This window comes from Roseibium aggregatum IAM 12614 (assembly GCF_000168975.1).
In the GTDB taxonomy this organism is placed as follows: Bacteria; Pseudomonadota; Alphaproteobacteria; order Rhizobiales; family Stappiaceae; genus Roseibium; species Roseibium aggregatum.
The window spans coordinates 1-18,604 of record NZ_AAUW01000017.1 but is presented as its reverse complement, the minus strand read 5'-3'; the positions used below and the strand labels follow the sequence as shown (position 1 = coordinate 18,604).

Genomic DNA, 18,604 nt, shown 5'->3' with positions numbered 1-18,604 from the left:
CTGCGCAGTCATGAGAGAACTTGGCGTGACTGAAAAGCCGCCTTGCGCTCAAACCTCCGCAAAAGCGAAACCATTGCCGCGTGTTTCCAGATATCCGAACCGGTCCGTAGACAGGTGGGTTGCCGCAAACGGGATCCTGTCCGCCGACAACCGGTCGAAGAGAGTCTTTCGTGTCTGAACGGCCAGAGCCGGGTCGCTGTCGAGCGCGTAGCGGACTTCCGGGTTGGCGAATTGCAGCGCATCGGACACGACGACATCGGCCAGCAGGATCATTTCCTCGGCGCCGGCAGAAAGATGCACCGCCTGATGACCTGGTGTGTGACCGGGCGCTGAAAGCAGGGTGATGCCATTGCCGAGGTCTGCATCGCCGCGATGAAGCCGTAGCTGATTGCCGACCGGTTTTGCGAGCGCCTGAATGAGGTGAACCATCGGCCGTTTGTCTTCCGGCACGGCGGAGAGCAGGGCCGCATCGGTCCAGAAGTTCCACTCGGTCGCCTGAACATGAATGACCGCATTCGGAAAGAGGCTACTGCCGTTCAGTGACAGACCGCCGATGTGGTCGGCATGCATATGGGTGATGATGATATCGGTCACCGCTGCCCGCTCTTCGGCCTTTTCCGGAGCCTGCCAGGTGAGGGCGCCGCTTGCCGGAAACCGCTCCCTCAGAAAATGACCCGATCCGGCGTCAACCAGGATCTTGCGTGTGCCCGTCTCGATCAGCCAGGTATTGGCTCCGAAACGGGTGCTTGGGTTGACGGCCTCCTGTTCTGCCGGCGTCACGTTGGAAAAATAGGCGGCGGGAATGTCGAGGTACCCATCCGACAGGGCCGTGAGGGTCAGATCGCCAAGTGCAAGGCGGGTGGCGGATTTTTCGAGAGTGCCGGGCATCGGGGTCTCCATGTCTGTTTGTAGAACGTAAACCTAGCTTCGAGTGCCTTCCGGAACGATTGGCGCAAATGACAAAGAATGTGCTAAATCAGCCAAATGGGTCAGTCGCTCGCCATCGCAATTCTCGCTTATCCGGGATCCCTGAAATCCGCCGTCTACGGGCTGCAGGACGTGCTCGGTCATGCCGGGCACATCAGCGAGGCGGAGGTGTCGCTGGATGTTCTGGAGGATTTCTCTGCGGTGTCGAAGCGCTACGACGCGGTGATCCTGCCGCCTTCGGCCGGAAGGGTTCGTCTGGAAGATGTTCCGGTACTGCCCGGCTTTTTACAGCATCTGCACGGCAACGGATCCGTCGTGTGCTCTGCCTGTACCGGGCTGACGTTCGTGGCGGCTGCGGGGCTGGGGGCAGGGCGCAAAGTGACGACCCATTGGGGGCTGGAACAGCGTCTTTCGGCTGCCTATCCGGACCTCAGGCTGGATACGGACAGGTTGCTGATCGAATATTCCGACCTGATCACGGCGGGTGGTCTGATGGCCTGGGTCGATCTTGCGCTGGCGCTGATCGAACGGTTTCTGGGATACCCGGTGGCGGTTGCCACGGCGCGGCATTTCATTGTCGATTTTCGCCGCCGCGACCAGCGCCGGTTCAGACGCTTCCTGCCCGATCTTCGTCACGGCGACGCGTCCATCCTGAAGGTGCAGCATTTCCTGGAGATCCGGTCCGGTGACGATGTCAGCGTTGCCGACATGGCGCGCGAAAGCGGGCTGCCCTCGCGAACCTTTCAAAGGCGCTTCAAGGCGGCAACGGGCCTTGCGCCGAAACAGTATCTCCAGGAATTGCGCATCGAGCGGGCGAGAGACCTCCTGATCGAAACGGACCGGCCAGTCTCGGATGTCTGTTTTGCCGTCGGTTACAATGACCCACCGTCCTTCGTCCGTCTGTTCTCCCGCCTTTCCGGCCTGACGCCGGGTGCGTTTCGGGGCCAGTACCGGCGGGAGGATCTGAAGCTTGCAGACTGATGAGCGCGAAATCGGGCAACCCCGCGCTCAAGAGTTCAGCAAACGCTCGCTTTCGCTTGCCAGTGCGGAAAGCTCCTCAAATGCGCCGGGGCCGGCTGCAAGGACCGGGCCGCCCTCCAGAATGGCGGCGCCTTCAACGGGAAACGGGCGGTAGCTGCCACCGGCTTCAGAAACCAGGCAATAACCGGCAAGGCAATCCCAGGCATGCATGGATGGTTCGTAGAACCCCGCCAGCCTTCCGGCAGCCACCAGGGCCAGCATCTGGGCGCCGGACCCTGTGCGGATGTAGTTGCCGCCGCGTGCCATCAGGCCGGTTATAAGCGCACCGATCATCTCCGGCGGCACGGCATTGTTGGCGCCGATGCCGGTCAGGCTGTTTTGCAGCGTCTTGGATGAATCGAGCCGCAGAGCTTCGCCGTTCAGCGTTGCGCCGCCCCCTTTGACGGCCGCAAAGCTCTCATCGCCGCAGGGCACACGGATAACGCCCATGACCAGATCCGAGCCGCTCAGCAGCGCGATGGAGACGCACCAGCTCGGCAGACCATGGACGAAGGCGGATGTGCCGTCGATGGGATCGACCACCCAGGTGAACCCGCTGCTGCCCTGGTCGACGCCATGTTCTTCACCCAGAATGCCGTCCTCCGGAAAGGACGTGTGCAGCCTGTCGCGGATGAGCGTTTCCACGTTCTTGTCGGCGATGGAGACGACGTCCTGCAGCCCGCCTTTGATCTCGATGGTTAGATCCCTGCGCCGGCGGAAATAATCCAGTGCCAGGGCTCCGGCTTCTTCGGCAATGTCCTGAGCTGCAGCGAACCTTGCCGCCAGCGCGTCGTTCAACGGGGTCATGTCTTCAGTCGCGACTGTCATTTCATGCCTCGATAAGGGCAAGGCCCCGGTTGCGGAACCCGAGCGAGACGGCGGTGCGCGGCGCGAAGGATCGTTCGACCGAGTGATCGATGACGAAGAAATTTCCAACGGGGGTTTCGATCTCGTATTCCACGTGATCGCCGAGATAGGCAGCCGTCAGGATTTCGCCGCCGAGACCTGCCGCTCCTTCCGGATTGAGCACTACGGAGCCGGGCCGCACGGCCAGCTTGGCCTTGCCCCTGGTGGCTTGCCGCGCGCGCAGGCGGTGCTGCAGGCCGCCGACATCGATCAGGGCATCATCGCCCTCCCGGCCGACGATCTCGCAGGACACGACATTCGCCTCGCCCATGAAATCGGCAATGAATTCGGAAACGGGCTCTTCGTAGAGTTCACGCGGAGCGCCTTCCTGAGCGATCTTGCCGTCCTTCATGACCACGATCCGGTCGGACACCGCAAGGGCTTCGTCCTGATCGTGGGTGACATAGACGGCAGTGAAGCCGAGGCGCTGCTGCAGCTCACGGATTTCCGTCCTGACGCGCCGGCGCAGGCGGGCATCGAGGTTGGACAGGGGTTCGTCCAGGAGCAGCACCTGCGGGTTCAGCACCAGCGCACGAGCGACCGCGACACGCTGCTGCTGACCACCGGAAAGCTCCGCGGGCAGGCGGTGACCCATGCCGGCAAGACCGACCTGGGCAAGACCTTCCTCGGCCCGTTCGCGGGCCTCGCGCTTTTTGTATCCGGAGGATTCCAGACCGTAGGCCACATTGTCGAGCGCGTTCATGTGCGGGAAGAGAGCATAGGACTGGAACACCATGGAGACGTCGCGCTCATGCGCGGGAACCATGGTGACGTCCCGTCCGCCGATCAGGATCCTGCCCGCGCTCGGGTGTTCCAGGCCAGCCAGCATGCGCAAGGTGGTGGTTTTGCCGCAGCCGGACGGGCCGAGCAGGGTCACCAGCGTGCCGGGTTCGATGGTGATCGACAAGTCCGGAATGGCGGTGAAGGTGCCGAAGTCCTTGCGGATGTTTTCAAAAACGACGGAGCCGGGTTTGAGGTCAGTCATGCAGTTTTCTCCTGCGCGATACGGATTTTACTGGATTGGGCCATGCCGGAGACGCGGTTCTCCCGGCGCAGGCGGCGTTCGCCGACGAGGAGCTGGAAGCCGGCAATGACCGTGATCATCACGAAGATCAGCATGGAGGAATAGGCAATGGCGATGCCGTATTCGCCGTTTTCGACGAGGCCGACGATGTAGGACGTCGCCATGTTGTATTCCGCGCTGACCAGGAAGATGACCGCACTGATGGAAGTGATCGCCCGGACGAAGGAGTAGACCAGCGCGGCGGTGATGGCCGGCCGCAGCAGCGGCAGGATTACCTTGCGCAGGGTGCGGGCGCTGTTGGCTCGTAGCGTCAGCGAAGCTTCGTCCAGGCTCTTGTCTAGCTGGCTCATGGCGGCGATACCGCCGCGCACGCCAACGGGCATGTTCCGGAAGACGAAACAGGCAACCAGGATCAGGGCCGAGCCGGTCATCTCGATAGGCGGCAGGTTGAAGGCCATGATGTAGCTGATGCCGATGACAGTGCCGGGAATGGCAAAGCTCATCATGAGGGCGAATTCGAAGGCGTTCTTGCCGGCGAATTTCTGCCGCACGATGATATAGGCCGTCAGCAGGCCCACTGCGGCGGTGAGTGGTGCGGAGATCAGGGCGATTTCCATGGTCGTCCAGAAGGAGTTCCAGGCAACGCCGGTCCACACGAGAGCGCCATCCTGGAAGGTGACCGAGAAAGCCCTGGCGTAGTGTTCCAGTGTCAGCGAGTTGTCGAGGCCCCAGGTTTTCACGAAGCCGCCGAACAGGATCATGCCGTAGACGACGATGGTGAAGCCCATCCAGGGCAGCACGATGCCGTAGACGGTGACGGACAGGCTCTTCGGCAGACCGGCATGGGCGCCGCTGTCGCCCTTGCCGGTGACGGTGGCGAAGTTCTTGCCCGACAGCCACAGGCGCTGGGCCAGAAATGCGCTGAGCGTGAAGCTGAGCAGAATGATCGCGAGCACGGCGGCGCGGGACGGGTCGACCTGCGAGCCGACGACGGCGAAGAAGATTTCGGTCGAGAGCACGCCATGACTGCCGCCGAGCACCAGCGGGTTGCCGAAGTCGGCCATGCTTTCGATGAAGCCGATCAGGAAGGCGTTGGCGAGACCCGGTTTCATCAGGGGCAGCGAGACGCGCCAGAAGGTGCGCCAGCGGTCGGCCCGCAGGGTCTGCGAGGCTTCTTCCATCGAGGGGCTGACGCCTTCGACAACCCCGATCAGGACAAGGAAGGAGATTGGCGTGAAGGACAGAACCTGCGCGATCCAGATGCCGGTGAGCCCGTAGAGCCAGCGGCTGGGCTCGATCCCGAACAGCGTGTCCAGCCCTTCGGTGACAACGCCGGAACGGCCGAAGAGCAGTGTTAGCGCCAGGCCGATCACGAAGGGCGGGGTGATGATCGGCAGGACAGTGAGTAGCCGAAGGCCCCTTTTGAAGGGAAAGCGCGTGCGCGTGGCAACCAGTGCGAAGGCAAGGCCGAGAATGGTTGAACCAAGGCCGGTCATCACGGCCAGGAACAGCGTGCGCCACGCGACGCCGCAGCGGTTGCCACCGACGACACAGTCGAGGCTCCAGATGGCCGGATCCTGCATGTTGCGGATGAACCCGTCCGGCTTGAAGGAGCCGTCGAAATCCTGCACCGAGCCGGCGAACATCGAGCCAATGGGATAGAAGATGAACACCGTCACCAGGAAGATCAGGATGGAGATCGACCCGACGACAAAGGCGTCGCCCTTCATGAAGCCGCGTTCGGCAAGCCCGAAGGCGATGAAGAGAACGAAAATCAGTGAGGTGAGGATGGCGCCTGCGCCCATGGCAGGCTGGCCGAGCGGCAAGGCGCCGAAGACGGTTTCGGGAAAGGTCCAGGCCCAGCCCGTGAAGCTGATGGCAAGCCCCTGAAGCGCCATGAAGAGAATGCCGATGGTGCCGGTGACGACAAGCAGTCGGCCGCGCCTGTTGGCGTCGGACATGAAGCGGGCGCTGCCGCCGATCAGAAACAGCGCCAGCGCGAGCGCAAGCCAGACACGGCCTTCGGCAAGGATCTGCAGAAGTCCGGGAGCGAGATCGGAGGAGAACGGAAACTCCGATGGCCATTCGAAGGAAAAGAAGCCACCTTCCACCCTGTACCAGGGCACGATCAGAAAGGCGCCGATTCCCAGCCCGAGTAGAGCGTTCAGCCGTTTGTTGCCACTCAGCATGGCCACCCCTGTATTTATGGTTTTTCAATAACGGACGCGCCCCGCCGCATCCTTGTCATGATGCGTCGGCGCAACCGTCCGGACATGTGGACGGGCTGTGGCACTGTCTTCGATGTGTCAGATGCCGGTGGCGACAGATTTCAGCGTATTGGATGCCTGCCGTACCACGCAGCCGGTCCGGGCGAAGCCCGCACCAGGCTTTGAGGCCAGATGCGGGCTTCTTCGGGTGTTGGGGTCAGTTGGCGATAGCGCCAATCTCACGGTCCCAACGCTCCAGGAGGCTCTTGCGGGTGTCCGGGTTGCCGTAGGTGGCGAAGTCGTAGTCGATCAGCTTGATGTCCTCGAACTTCGGTGCTTCCGGCGGTACTTCGGCAGCCTTGTTGGACGGAAGCTGGAAGGACTTCGCGTCTTTCATGCGGGACTGGACTTCCGGAGACAGGGCCCAGTCGTACCAGACCTTGGCGTTGTCCAGGTTGCGGGCGCCCTTCACGATCGACATGGAGCCGATTTCGTAACCGGTGCCTTCGCACGGGGCGATGGCCTTGACCGGGAAGCCGGATGCAGCCTGGGCAATGGCGTCATGCATGAAGACAATGCCGAGGCCGGTTTCGCCGCGGGCAGCCGCCTTCACCGGTGCCGAACCCGATTTGGTGTACTGGGAAACGTTGCTGTTGAGCTCCTTCAGATAGTCGAAAGCCTCATCTTCACCCATGATCTGAACCAGGGAGGCAAGCGCCGTATAGGCGGTGCCGGAAGAATTCGGATTGGCGACCTGAATTTCAGCCTTGAGTTCCGGTTTCAGGAGGTCTGCCCAGCAGGTCGGCTCGGCAAGGCCCTTGTCCTTGAAGATTTCGGTGTTGTAGCCCCAGCCGAGTGCGCCGGCATAAACGCCAACGGTCTTGAAGCCGGAGCTTTCCGCCTGTTTCTGCGCCCACTCATGAAGCTCGGCGAGCTTGTCCGACTTGTATTCCTGGGTCAGGTTTTCAGAGGCTGCCTGAAGATGCGGGTCGCCGGTGCCGCCCCACCAGATATCGGTTTTCGGATTGCGGGATTCGGCGCGGATCTTTGCATAGCTTTCGCCCGATGACAGACGCACCATGTTGACCTTGATGTCGTGCTTGGCTTCAAAGTCGCCCTGCAGCTGTTCGCAGATCACGACATCCGCCGAGCAGATGACGTTGAGATCGCCCGCTGCCAGGGCCGGGGCAACCGTATAGGTTGCTGCCGTTGCAAGCAGTGCGACGGAAAGTGATTTCAAAGACATGGTTTCCTCCACTTTTGGCTTTCAGCCTGTTACCTGCCCGGAGGGGCAGGCGTTTGTTTCAGCCCGAGGGCTGATGTGCTGACCGGCTTGAGGCAAAGCTTGCCCGTTCGGAGCCGCCTCCACGGTCCGCTGCCGGTCGAATATCAAATGACGAACTCCGGATTTTCCCTTCGCTCTGGAAGGGAAAATCGCGTCCTTTACTGGGTGGCTACAGGGGTTGCCGTCTGCAGCACCTCCTTGTCGAAACGGTCGAGAAGTCTTCGTCTCTGGTCGGGCGAGCCGAAAGTGGCGAAGTCGTAATCGACCATGCGAATGAGTGAGATATCGGGGGCTGCCGGCGGCAGAGATACCTTTGCATTCGCAGGTATCTGGTTCTGTCCGGAGGCGGCACAGGTTTCCTGCCCTTCCGGGCTCAGCGAAAAATCGACAAACAGGCGCGCAGCTTCCGGATGTCGAGCACCCTTGACGATGCTGACGGCGCCGATCTCGTAGCCGGTGCCCTCGCAGGGGGCGACGATGACCATGGGGGCGCCCTCGAGTTTCTGCGTCACCGCGTCGTGGATGAAGGAGATGCCGATGCCCGTTTCACCGCGTGCGGCTGCCTGGACAGGCGCTGCACCGGAGACCGTGAAGCGGTCGATGTTCCTGGCAAGAGCGGCCAGATACTCGAAAGCCTCGTCTTCGCCCAGAAGCTGGACGAGCGTTGCCAGCATCGTATAAGCGGTTCCAGAGGAATTCGGATTGGGCATCTGAACAAGGCCCTCGTACTGCGGGGCCGTCAGGTCTTTCCAGCAGGAGGGCGCTTCAACGCCGTGCTCAGCCAGGAATTTAGAATTATAGCCAAATCCGAGCGCGCCCGCGTAAATGCCGGCGGCCTTGCCGCCTGACATCAGAAAGAAGTTCTGTGCCCAGGGCAGCGTGTCGTCGAAGTGTTCCGGCTGATAGGGCTCCAGCAGGTCTTCGCCTGCGGCCTGCAGATGCGTGTCGCCGGTGCCGCCCCACCAGACATCGATCTTCGGGGCGTCACGTTCGGCCCGGATACTATCGAGGATCTCGCCGGTGCTTCTGCGTTCCATGGAAACGTCAAGGCCGGTCTTTTCCTCGAAGACGGCCTTCATCATCTGGCACCACTCGACCTGCACCGCACACAGGACATTGAGGTCCTGCGCCGAGGCGGCGTTGAGCGAAAGCGACAGTCCTACGACCGCACCCGCTCCGAGTGACGTGATGAATTTCATGTTTCCTCCCAGTCTGGAACCCTGGTCCCGAACAGCTATTACCATGGCAGACGGGGCAGTCTTCGCAACAGGAGAATGGTTACCGTTGTTTCGCTGGCAAAAGAAAATAGTTACAAATATTACAAGCTTTACAATTGTGACAAGCAATTGAAAAACCAAGGCTTTGCATAACACGGCTCTATGCATATGATGCCATCCGGGAGGACATAGGTTTGCTGAACGAAGGCATCAAGATCCTGATCGTGGAGGACGATCCGGATATGGCGGAACTGATCTCGGACCTCTTGGAAGCCGAGGGCTGGTTGCCGGTTGCTGCGCGCTCGGCGGAAGAGGCTGCCAGGATCCTGCCGGAGCATGCGTTCCACCTGGTTCTGGTCGATCACAACCTGCCCGGCATGTCCGGCCGGGTGTTTGCGCAGAAACTGCGGTCGCAGACGGATATCGGCATCGTCATGGTGACGGCGGCCGGGAGCGCGGCAGAGCGTGTGCTGGGCCTTGAAACGGCCGCCGACGATTATGTGGTCAAGCCGTTCGAGCCGATTGAACTCACGGCGCGGATCAAGGCGGTGCTGCGGCGGTTGCACCCGTCGCTGCGGAGCGCCGACAAGGAGACCGTCAGCGTTCAGCACGAACCGACTGCGCTGCTTCTGGGCGACTGGGTGATCGATCTTGTCAATCGCAAGGCTGTTTGCTCGTCTCACCCCACACGGACGCTGACGTCATCGGAGTTTTCTCTGCTGGAGATCCTGGCCGCGACACCGAACGAACCGGTGAGCCGGACGAAGATCCTGGAACAGCTGGGGGCGGAAACGGACCGGCTGATCGACCGCAACGTCGATGTTCTGGTCCTGCGCCTTCGCCGCAAGATCGAGCGCAATCCGGACCTACCGCAGCATATCAAGACCCGCCGGGGGAAGGGCTACATCCTGCACCGGGATCCGGCCCATGCGCCTTAGATGATCAGCCGGCCGGTTCTCTCCTCCATCGCCTTCAGGCTGCCTGCGGCTATCGCCCTGATCTGCGCCGTTGCCTTCACCCTGTCGGCCATCGCGATCTACGGTCTTCTAAAGGCGCGCGATGAAACCGCCGCATATGGGCTGCAGGCCTTCACCAGCCTGGCCGATGCCGCTCTCGTTTCCCGGCAAGTGTCCGACCTCGTCTCCAGCGCCCCCTTCCTGATGAATGCGACCTCGCCCTACACCGTCTCTGGCAAGAGCCGGCTGCTGGTGGAGCAGGTCGACCAGTTGTTGAATGCGCTGCCTGACTATCCGCCCGGCAAGGAAACCTACCGGGCGGCCAACACGCGGATCTTCGAACTGCTCGGTCAGATCAGGGCGCAGACGCTGGTGCTGTCTGCCAAAGCCGAAACCGCACAGCACTACAAGGAGCAGGTTTCCTCGGCGCTGGGCATGATCGCAGTTGCCGATACAGCTAGCCAGAAGGAACTGCGTCAGCGGCTCAATGCGATCGTGCATTCGGTCTCGAGCGCGGGCAGCCTGTTTCAGCTTGGCGAATTGAAACGCCGCTATGTGGCGGGCACGGCTTTGGCGCCGCTTCCGCTTCGGATCTGAGGCCCTATGAACGGGTTTTCGAGGCGCAGACAAGTTATCTCCTGGAAATGTTCGCCGTGCGCAGCGCGATTGCCCGGCTGCATACGGTGGCGCGCGAACTCTCCCTTGCCACCGAAACCCAGTCGGGCATCGTGACCGAAACCCTCAACAGGGATTTCCAGTCGACCTCGGCCACCTTGCAGCAGCTTCTGGTGATCGTTGCTGTGGCCTCGCTGCTGGTGCTGACCATGGCAGTGATGTCGATCCGCTCGGTTATCCGGGTGTCGAAAGGCATCGTCTCTTTGTCCAGCGGCATGAACGCGCTTGCCAAGGGGCAGAAGGATGTCGGTCCACCGGTTTATCAGGGCAATGAAACGGAGCTTCTGGATCTGCAGCAGGCTTTCCTTGCCTTCAAGGAAAGTGTCGACCGGGTCACCCGCCTAAGGCGCACCGCCGAGGCGGCGGCCAGGACGATCCGGTCCACCTTCCGCAGCATGAACGAGGGCATTGCCATCTTCGATGCCACCGGCCAGCCGGTGACCATGAACCGCAGGGTCCTCGAACTGCTGGGTCACAAAGGTGCTGCCCGAAAGTTGCCGCTGGTCCAGTTCCTTGCGCCTGTTCCGGAAATTCGGACCGAGCTGCTTCCCGGCGCCCCGGACGGCCGGCCCCTGAGCGCGCCCTTTTCCGTGCGCCATCGTTCCGAAGACGGATTGGTTACGGAAATATCGCTCTCGCGGCAGAGCGACGACGGTGTCGTGCTGCTCGCACGGGACGTGACATTGCTGGACCGGCAGGAGGCGGAGGCGGCAAAGGCGCAGAGGCTTGACGGCATCATGCGCCTGACGCACCAGCTCAGCCACGAGGTCGGCAACACCATCGGCATCATCACCGGAAGCCTCGGGCTGCTGGAGCGGGACGGCGGCTTCAGCGACCGTCAGGCCCGCAACATCGCCCGCATCCGCAAGGCGGCCGACCGGGGCCGCTCGCTCGCCAGCAGCATGCTGACCATCGGCCGCCAGCAACCGGCCAATCTCAGCCGTATCGGCATGTCCTCCTTGTTGCGCGGCATGGCGGACATTCTGGAAATCGCCATCGGCGAAAAATGCAGCCTGAAGCTGGAGCTGGACGACAGCTTGCCGCCGCTGGTGCTGGATCCGGAACTCTTCGAGCAGTCCGTGCTCAATCTCTGCCTGAATTCGGCAGCGGCAATGCCCGACGGCGGTGAGGTGAGGGTTTCAACATTTTCAACTGGCGATGCGGTCGTGGTTTCCGTCCGGGACACGGGCATCGGCATGACCCGGGAAGAGGTCGACAAGGCCTTTGAGCCCTATTTCACCACCAAAACCAGTGAAGGCGGCGCCGGGCTGGGGCTTGCCGTCGTCTACGGCTTCGTTCGCCAAAGCGGCGGCACGGCAAATATCTTTTCCGAACCGGGCAAGGGCACGACCGTCGAGCTGCGGTTTCCGCAGGATGTGGAAGAGGTTGGATCGACAGCCCCATGCGTTGAAGCGGTTTCCTGAGGCGCTGACTATCCACCCGCAGAACGTTTCCTTACTCACCACGCTGGCAAGCATCTCGTTCCCTGAGTCACCCCGGACAAGCGAAGCGCAGATCCGGGGCCTACTCGCGGAGCCGCTTGCTGAAGCCACTGTTGTTCTCTTGGCTCTTTGCTGCACCTCGCAAACGCTCTGGAAATGAGCAGGCCCCGGGTCTCGCGTTGCTCGCCCGGGGTGACACAAGGGGGTGTCGTGAGGCAGGGGCAATTTCTGATGCAGGGCCGAGTAGGCGAGAGCCTACCTGCCTTAAGCCGTTGATAAGGCGGGAGATGTCTGGAGACTTTGAGCAATGCGAATGTGTTGCTGATTGTTGTCTAACCTGATCATCGATCTCGTCTTTCTCTCCAATTTTACCTCCCCACAAAATTCCTCCCTTGACTCATTTGGAACGTTCCAGTAATTGTTCCGATCAAGAAATTGGAACGTTCCAAAATATCATAATTTTCGGGAGGAATTGGATGCGTTGGGCCCTTATCGGTGCGAGCCGTATTGCGTCGAGTTACATGATCGATGCCATCCGTTCGCAGGATGCTGACATCCAGTCAGTCCTGAGTTCTGATGCGGTGCGCGGTGAGGCATATGCCCGTGAACACGGCATTGCCGAGAGCTTCACGGATCTGGATGCGCTCCTGGCCGATGACAGTGTCGACGCGGTCTATATTTCCACCACCAACGAAAAGCATCATGCGCAGGCACTGGCCGCGATTGCTGCCGGCAAGCATGTGCTGTGCGAAAAGCCATTGGCCATGACCCTGGATGAGGCCGGTGAAATGGTTCGCACTGCGGCCGGCAAGGGTGTGGTCTTTGCGACCAATCACCATCTGCGCAATGCCGGGTCCCATCTGGCCATCCGCGAACTGATCGCTTCCGGTCGCATCGGCAAGGTGCTGAGTGCGCGCGTCTTCCATGCGGTCAATCTGCCGGACGCCCTGCGGGGCTGGCGCATCAACGATGCGGCTGCAGGCGGCGGTGTCATTCCCGATATCACCGTGCATGACGCGGACACGATCCGCTTCCATCTTGGGGAAGACCCGCAGGAGGTCGTTGCCAAGGCGGCTGCCTCCGGCCTCGGAGAAGGTGTCGAAGACAGCGTGATGTCCGTCTGGTCGATGCCGTCGGGCACCATGGTGCAGTCACATGAAAGTTTCACGCATAAATTTGCCGGAACCGGAATCGAGTTTCACGGCACCGAGGGCTCGATCTTTGCCCGCAACGTCATGACCCAGGAACCTGTCGGCGAAGTCCGGCTGGTCGATGCGGATGGCGAACATGCGATCTCCTACGACACGCATAACCTCTACCACCGCGCGCTCGGTCTTTTTGCCGACGCGGTCAACGGCAAGGGCCGCCCCTCCGCCGATGGTGTCGACGGGGTCAAATCGCTCGCCGTTGCCCTTGCCGTGCGCGAAGCAGCGCAGTCCGGCAAGGCCGTCGCCGTCAATTATGGAGGCTTCTGAGCAATGACCTCCAAGATCGTTTCCATGGCGGATGCCGCCGCCCGCATTCAGGACGGCGCGGTCATCACCGTTTCCTCTTCCTCCGGTCTCGGGTGCCCGGACAAGATCCTTGAGGCCATTGGCGCAAGGTTCGACAGCGAAGGGCACCCGAGAAACCTTACGACGCTCCACCCGATTGCCGCCGGCGACATGTACGGCATCAAGGGGATCGACCACCTTGCCAAGGACGGTCTCTTGTCGACCATCATCGCAGGGTCCTATCCCTCCGGCCCGTCCAACCTGCCGATGCCGGCAATCTGGCAGATGCTGGTGGAGAACCGGGTGGCTGCCTACAACGTGCCCTCCGGCATTCTGTTCGACATGCACCGGGATGTTGCCGCGCGCCGCCCGGGTGTGATGACCAAAGTTGGACTGGACACCTTTGTCGATCCGATCCGTCAGGGCTGCGCCATGAACGATGTCGCGGCAGACCGGCCCATCGTGTCCCGGCTGGAGCTCGGCGGCGAAACCTGGCTGCATTTTCCCAACATCGTGCCGGATGTCGCGATCATCCGCGCAACGACCGCGGACGAGCGCGGCAATCTTACCTATGAACATGAAGGTGCTTATCTGGGCGGTCTGGAGCAGGCAATCGCCGTGCGCAACCATGGCGGTCTGGTGATTGCGCAGGTGAAGCGCGTGACTGCTTCCGGATCGCTCCGCCCGCATGATGTCCGCGTGCCCGGTCATCTGGTCGATCTCATCGTCGTCGATCCGGACCAGCGCCAGACCACGGAGACCGGATACGATCCGGCGATTTCCGGCGAGATCATGCGGCCATGGTCCAGTTTCTCCTTGGCCGAGCATGGCATCGAGAAGGTCGTCGCCCGCCGGGCGGCGATGGAGCTCAAATCCGGCCAGACGGCAAACCTCGGTTTCGGCATTTCGGCCATGGTGCCGCGCGTGCTTCTGGAAGCCGGTCAGGAACAGGCCGTCACCTGGGCGATCGAGCAGGGCGCGACCGGCGGCATGCCGCTCACAGGCTTTGCCTTTGGCTGTGCCTCGAACGCCGATGCCTATATGCCGTCGCCGCAGCAGTTCACCTACTTCCAGGGCGGTGGCTTCGACGTTTCCTTCCTGTCCTTCCTGGAGATTGATCTGGACGGCAACGTCAACGTCTCCAAGCTCGGCAAGAAACCTTATCTGACGGCCGGTTGCGGCGGGTTTGTCGATATCACCGCCAATGCGCGCAAGATCGTGTTTTCGGGTCTTTTCGAGGCCGGTGCCGATCTGGAGCTGACGGAAGATGCGCTGAAGGTCCGGACGCCGGGCAAGTTCACCAAGATGGTGGATGAAGTCGAGCAAGTCACGTTCTCCGGCCGCAGGGCGAAGGAGCTGGGCCAGGACGTCATCTATGTGACCGAGCGCTGCGTCATCCATCTGACCGATGCGGGCCTGGTGGCAACGGAAATCATGCCGGGTATCGATCCGGCGCGTGACATCGTCGATGCTTCCAAGGGACGGGTCCGGCTTGCCAACGATCTGATCGAAATGCCGAAGGCGCTGCTGTCCAGAGGCGCGATGGAGCTGAGCCTGTGAGCGCGCTGCATCTCATCCGACACGGTTCGATTGCCGAGCTGAAGCTGGACAATCCGGCCAAGCTGAATGCGTTCACGCTCGACATGCTGAAGGCGGTCGAGCCTTATTGTGACGAGCTGGAACGCGACGCCTCGATCCTTGCCGTGGTGATCACGGCGGAGGAGAGCAAGGCCTTTTGTGCCGGTGCGGACATTCTCGAATGGTCCGAGTTGTCGCCTTACGATTTTGCCCGCCACTGGGTGCGTGAAGGCCACCGGGTTTTTGACCGGCTGGCGCGGCTTTCCAAGCCGACGGTGGCTGCGCTTGGCGCGCACGCCTTTGGTGGCGGACTGGAGTTTGCAGCGACCGCCGATATCCGCGTGATGGCACCAAGGGCGACGCTGGCGCTGCCGGAAGCCTCTGTCGGCATTGTACCAGGCTGGTCCGGCACACAGCGGCTGATCCGCCTTCTGGGGGAGCCGATGGTGAAGGAAATGGCCCTGTTCGGCCGGCGGATATCCGCAGAACGCGCGTTTGCTGCGGGCTTTGCTGCGGAGATTTCCGAGGACCCTGCTTCAACTGCTTTCGAAATGGCCGAGAATCTGGCCGGCAAGTCGTCCCGGGCCGTGGAAGTGGCCAAATACATGATCCATGCAGCCGTCGGCGAAGATCGCAGCGCGATGATCGAGGCGCTTGGCTCCGGCATGATCAGCCCGACTGAAGACCGCAACGAGGGCGTCACCGCCTTCCGCGAAAAGCGCAAACCGAATTTCCTGGAAGTGAAGTCATGAGTGACCTGAACGTCGTCTCCATCAGCGAAGCCAAACTGCCGGCCGAACCTTTCACCGCCCGTCACCTGATCGATGGTGACTGGCGCCAGAGCGCCGACGGTGCGACCTTCGACCGCCTGTCCCCGTCCCATGGCAGCGTTGTCACGCAGGCCGCAAAGGGCGGCGTGCGCGATGTCGATGCAGCGGTATCGGCCGCACGACTGGCTTTCGACAAGGGGCGCTGGTCGCGCACCAGCGGCAAGGAGCGGGCAACGCTTCTTCTGAAGATTGCAGATCTGATCGACCGGGAACGGGAGCGGATCGCTTACTGGGAAACGCTGGAATCCGGCAAGCCGATCAGCCAGGCCATGGCGGAAATCGAAGGGGCATCGGACATCTGGCGCTTTGCCGCTTCGCTGGCGCGCACGATGCACGGCGAAAGCTACAATTCACTCGGCAGCGACATGCTCGGCCTGGTGCTCAAGGAGCCGGTCGGTGTCGTCTCGATCATCACGCCCTGGAACTTCCCGTTCCTGATCGTGTCGCAGAAGCTGCCCTTTGCACTTGCTGCCGGCTGCACCGCAGTTATCAAACCCTCCGAAATGACCCCGGCAACGACGGTCATTCTGGGTGAACTCTGCATTGAAGCCGGTATCCCGGCCGGTGTCGTCAACATCGTCCTTGGCTATGGCGATCCGGTTGGAACGGCGATGACGGCCGACAAGCGGGTCGACATGGTCACCTTCACCGGTTCGACCGGCGTCGGCAAGGCCATCGTCAAGGCGGCGGCCGGAACCTTGAAGAAGGTCTCGCTGGAACTTGGCGGCAAGAACCCACAGGTCATCTTCCCCGACGCCGATCTTGAAAGCGCTGTCGATGCGGTCGTCTTCGGCGTCTATTTCAATGCGGGTGAATGCTGCAATTCCGGCTCCCGGATCATCGTGCATGAAGACATTGCCGAGGCGTTCCTGAAGGCGACGGTTGAGCTGTCGCGAAAGGTGCCCTTCGGCGATCCTCTGGACCCATCGACCAAGGTCGGGGCGATCATTACGCCCGACCACCAGAGCAAGATCGACAAATATGTGCGTGATGCCGCAGAGGCCGGGGCGACCGTTCGTCTGGGCGGTGAGGCTCTGTCGGTGCCGGGTCTTGCCGGGCAGTTCTACCAGCCGACGATCGTTGCGGATGTGAAAAGCGACATGCCGATTGCGCGCGAGGAAGTCTTCGGGCCGGTGCTTTCGGTGCTCACCTTCAAGACGCTGGACGAGGCGATCGATCTCGTCAACGACGCCGACTACGGCCTGTCGGCCGGTGTGTGGAGCGAGAATGTGCACACCTGCCTGGAATTCGCACGCCGGGCGCATGCCGGCACGGTCTGGACCAACACCTGGATGGACGGCTTTGCCGAACTGCCCTTTGGCGGCATGAAGGAAAGCGGCCAGGGCCGGGAGCTTGGCAAGTACGGACTGGACGAATTTCTGGAAGCCAAGACCGTGACCATGCGCATCGGCAAGACGCGGGCTCCGTGGGTGGCGTGATGAGCGAGCTAGTCCGAAATCGAAAAGGCGCCCTCTGGCTTCAGGAGGATCTGCATATCCTCCATGGGGGCGCCGCCGATCCTGGCGAGAAGAACCTTGGCCATGGCTCTGCCGGTGGCGCGCAGGTCCTCGTCGATGGTCTCGATTCTCGGGCGGAAGTGATTGGAAATGGGCGAGGCGCGTTTGGCGACAACGTCGACCTCCAAACCCGGTGTCAGCCCCATGTCGTTGAGATAGGCCAGGGTGACGAGTGCCATCACTTCGCCGACGCAGACGTAGCCATCAGGCGCGTTGGGGCCGGCGTGGAGGGCGCGCAGGGTTGCGGCGATCTCATCGGGGTCACTGTCGAGATCGACACCGGTGGGAATCGTGAGCTGAACACCGTGGGCCATGGCTGCCTGACGGGCGCCAAACCGCAGATGCTGGCCGAAAGTGTAGCGTTCGTTCGGCATGACCATGCAGATGTGTCTGCGCCCCTTTTCGACCAGCCGTTCCACGGCCATGCGGGCGAACACCTCATTGTCGAAATCGACATAGGGGTGGGGCGTGGTGAAGTCCGTCCGGCCATGGGTGGCGAACGGGAAATCGTGTTCCAGCAGGTAACGGACCCGGTCGTCGAAACATTCGGTCCGGGTGAAGACGATGGCGTCAGCCAGAGAATGCCTGCGGATGTTGCGGATCACCTCCAGCCGGTCGTCGGCGAGGCCATCCGCGGTGATGGTGATTGCGTAGCCCGTTCCGGCAAGACCTTCGGACATGCCGCCGAGAAATTCGGATGTGAAGCTGAGGAACTCGTGCCGGGTGTTCAAAAGAAGACTGATGACCTTGGTGCGGCCGGTGCGCAGACGCTGCGCCGCCCGGTTGGGGACATAGCCGAGCCGCTCTGCCACTTCGGAAACGCGTTCGCGCGTTGCCTCCGCGATCCTGGGGTCTCCGGCGAGGGCGCGGGAAACCGTGGTCACGGCAAAGCCGGCCTCCTGCGCAACCGTGCGCAAGGTGGGACGAGGCAGTTTTTCCGCGGCGCGTCCGCCAGAGGGGTCAAAGGTTTTTCGCGTCATGCCCGTTCACTTCAGCCGCAGCGTTCTAGCGTAAAAAGCCGGTCAAGTCTAATCAGGGCTTTTAAAACGTTACAACACAAAATTACGCTGCACTGCAGCACCGAAACACATGCCTTAATAGTATGTAAAACAAACAAAACCAGTCGATTTTCGGGCGTGATGAAAATCGTTGACAGCACGCCAGTTTGCAACGTTACAATAAACGTTGCGTGACACCCGAATGCCGGTCTCCGGCACTCGAAACGCCTTTGGGCACCTATGGGAGGAATATGATGTCTTTGAAATCGCTGAAGCTGGGCCTCGCCGCCCTTGCAATGAGCACAAGCCTGGCGTCCGCTGCCGATGTTGAAGTTCTGCATTGGTGGACGTCCGGCGGTGAAGCTGCCGCTCTTAACGTCCTGAAGCAGGACCTGGAAAGCCAGGGCATCGGCTGGCAGGACATGCCGGTCGCAGGTGGCGGCGGTACCCAGGCCATGACCGTGCTGCGCGCCCGCGTCACCTCCGGCAACCCGCCCACCGCGGTGCAGATGCTCGGCTTCGATATCAC

At 61.6% G+C, this 18,604-nt stretch carries 13 protein-coding genes and 2 pseudogenes; 8 read left to right on the top strand and 7 right to left on the bottom strand.

Features of this window, described 5'->3' with window-relative positions; translation table 11 throughout:
• Positions 1-48 precede the first annotated feature (48 nt).
• Positions 49-888, bottom strand: a complete 840-nt coding sequence (locus SIAM614_RS21065) for an MBL fold metallo-hydrolase (protein ID WP_208984062.1) — start codon at positions 886-888, stop codon at positions 49-51.
• Between the two features lie 96 nt (positions 889-984).
• Between SIAM614_RS21065 and SIAM614_RS21060 the strand changes: the two genes are divergently transcribed.
• Positions 985-1,908, top strand: coding sequence for a GlxA family transcriptional regulator (locus tag SIAM614_RS21060; RefSeq protein WP_006937710.1), 924 nt, complete (start codon positions 985-987; stop codon positions 1,906-1,908).
• Positions 1,909-1,935: 27 nt separating this feature from the next.
• On the opposite strand, the gene SIAM614_RS21055 is transcribed toward SIAM614_RS21060, so the two are convergent.
• From SIAM614_RS21055 to SIAM614_RS21035, 5 genes are all read right to left on the bottom strand, one after another.
• Positions 1,936-2,775, bottom strand: a complete 840-nt coding sequence (locus SIAM614_RS21055) for an inositol monophosphatase family protein (protein WP_006937709.1) — start codon at positions 2,773-2,775, stop codon at positions 1,936-1,938.
• Between the two features lies 1 nt (position 2,776).
• Positions 2,777-3,838, bottom strand: coding sequence for an ABC transporter ATP-binding protein (locus SIAM614_RS21050; RefSeq protein WP_006937708.1), 1,062 nt, complete (start codon positions 3,836-3,838; stop codon positions 2,777-2,779).
• Positions 3,835-6,066, bottom strand: coding sequence for an ABC transporter permease (locus tag SIAM614_RS21045; RefSeq protein ID WP_006937707.1), 2,232 nt, complete (start codon positions 6,064-6,066; stop codon positions 3,835-3,837). The genes SIAM614_RS21050 and SIAM614_RS21045 overlap by 4 nt, the downstream gene beginning before the upstream one ends.
• 235 nt (positions 6,067-6,301) lie before the next feature.
• A complete protein-coding gene (locus SIAM614_RS21040) occupies positions 6,302-7,330 on the bottom strand; it encodes an ABC transporter substrate-binding protein (RefSeq protein ID WP_040440781.1) in 1,029 nt (342 codons plus the stop codon).
• Positions 7,331-7,527: 197 nt separating this feature from the next.
• The gene (locus SIAM614_RS21035) at positions 7,528-8,568 is read right to left on the bottom strand and encodes an ABC transporter substrate-binding protein (RefSeq protein WP_006937704.1); all 1,041 of its coding nucleotides are present in this window, start codon (positions 8,566-8,568) and stop codon (positions 7,528-7,530) included.
• 212 nt (positions 8,569-8,780) lie between these two features.
• On the opposite strand from SIAM614_RS21035, the gene SIAM614_RS21030 reads away from it, so the two are divergent.
• The 6 genes and pseudogenes from SIAM614_RS21030 (at position 8,781) to SIAM614_RS21005 (ending at position 16,999) form a co-directional block, all read left to right on the top strand.
• Positions 8,781-9,524 (top strand): response regulator transcription factor, encoded by a 744-nt coding sequence (locus SIAM614_RS21030; protein WP_006937703.1) that lies wholly within the window; start codon positions 8,781-8,783, stop codon positions 9,522-9,524.
• Positions 9,525-11,641 (top strand): annotated as a pseudogene (locus tag SIAM614_RS21025) (sensor histidine kinase).
• Positions 11,642-12,135: 494 nt separating this feature from the next.
• The gene (locus SIAM614_RS21020) at positions 12,136-13,134 is read left to right on the top strand and encodes a Gfo/Idh/MocA family protein (RefSeq protein WP_040440755.1); all 999 of its coding nucleotides are present in this window, start codon (positions 12,136-12,138) and stop codon (positions 13,132-13,134) included.
• Between the two features lie 3 nt (positions 13,135-13,137).
• Positions 13,138-14,712, top strand: coding sequence for an acyl CoA:acetate/3-ketoacid CoA transferase (locus SIAM614_RS21015; protein ID WP_006937699.1), 1,575 nt, complete (start codon positions 13,138-13,140; stop codon positions 14,710-14,712).
• Positions 14,709-15,482 carry an enoyl-CoA hydratase/isomerase family protein gene (locus tag SIAM614_RS21010; RefSeq protein WP_006937698.1) on the top strand — a complete coding sequence of 258 codons (774 nt, stop codon included), beginning with the start codon at positions 14,709-14,711 and terminating at the stop codon, positions 15,480-15,482. Before SIAM614_RS21015 ends, SIAM614_RS21010 begins: the two co-directional genes overlap by 4 nt.
• Positions 15,479-16,999 (top strand): aldehyde dehydrogenase family protein, encoded by a 1,521-nt coding sequence (locus SIAM614_RS21005; RefSeq protein ID WP_006937697.1) that lies wholly within the window; start codon positions 15,479-15,481, stop codon positions 16,997-16,999. The genes SIAM614_RS21010 and SIAM614_RS21005 overlap by 4 nt, the downstream gene beginning before the upstream one ends.
• 8 nt (positions 17,000-17,007) lie before the next feature.
• Here the strand turns inward: SIAM614_RS21005 and SIAM614_RS21000 are convergent, their stop codons facing one another.
• A complete protein-coding gene (locus SIAM614_RS21000; protein WP_006937695.1) occupies positions 17,008-18,057 on the bottom strand; it encodes a substrate-binding domain-containing protein in 1,050 nt (349 codons plus the stop codon).
• Positions 18,058-18,371: 314 nt separating this feature from the next.
• Here SIAM614_RS21000 and SIAM614_RS20995 point away from each other — a divergent pair.
• Positions 18,372-18,604: pseudogene (locus SIAM614_RS20995) on the top strand (sugar ABC transporter substrate-binding protein); the annotation flags it as partial.

Bases quoted from the DNA above. Each gene is read 5' to 3' on its own strand.
- SIAM614_RS21065 (WP_208984062.1), bottom strand. From the start codon at position 888: ATGCCCGGCACTCTCGAAAAATCCGCCACCCGCCTTGCACTTGGCGAT.
- SIAM614_RS21060 (WP_006937710.1), top strand. From the start codon at position 985: ATGGGTCAGTCGCTCGCCATCGCAATTCTCGCTTATCCGGGATCCCTG.
- SIAM614_RS21055 (WP_006937709.1), bottom strand. From the start codon at position 2,775: ATGACAGTCGCGACTGAAGACATGACCCCGTTGAACGACGCGCTGGCG.
- SIAM614_RS21050 (WP_006937708.1), bottom strand. From the start codon at position 3,838: ATGACTGACCTCAAACCCGGCTCCGTCGTTTTTGAAAACATCCGCAAG.
- SIAM614_RS21045 (WP_006937707.1), bottom strand. From the start codon at position 6,066: ATGCTGAGTGGCAACAAACGGCTGAACGCTCTACTCGGGCTGGGAATC.
- SIAM614_RS21040 (WP_040440781.1), bottom strand. From the start codon at position 7,330: ATGTCTTTGAAATCACTTTCCGTCGCACTGCTTGCAACGGCAGCAACC.
- SIAM614_RS21035 (WP_006937704.1), bottom strand. From the start codon at position 8,568: ATGAAATTCATCACGTCACTCGGAGCGGGTGCGGTCGTAGGACTGTCG.
- SIAM614_RS21020 (WP_040440755.1), top strand. From the start codon at position 12,136: ATGCGTTGGGCCCTTATCGGTGCGAGCCGTATTGCGTCGAGTTACATG.
- SIAM614_RS21015 (WP_006937699.1), top strand. From the start codon at position 13,138: ATGACCTCCAAGATCGTTTCCATGGCGGATGCCGCCGCCCGCATTCAG.
- SIAM614_RS21005 (WP_006937697.1), top strand. From the start codon at position 15,479: ATGAGTGACCTGAACGTCGTCTCCATCAGCGAAGCCAAACTGCCGGCC.
- SIAM614_RS21000 (WP_006937695.1), bottom strand. From the start codon at position 18,057: ATGACGCGAAAAACCTTTGACCCCTCTGGCGGACGCGCCGCGGAAAAA.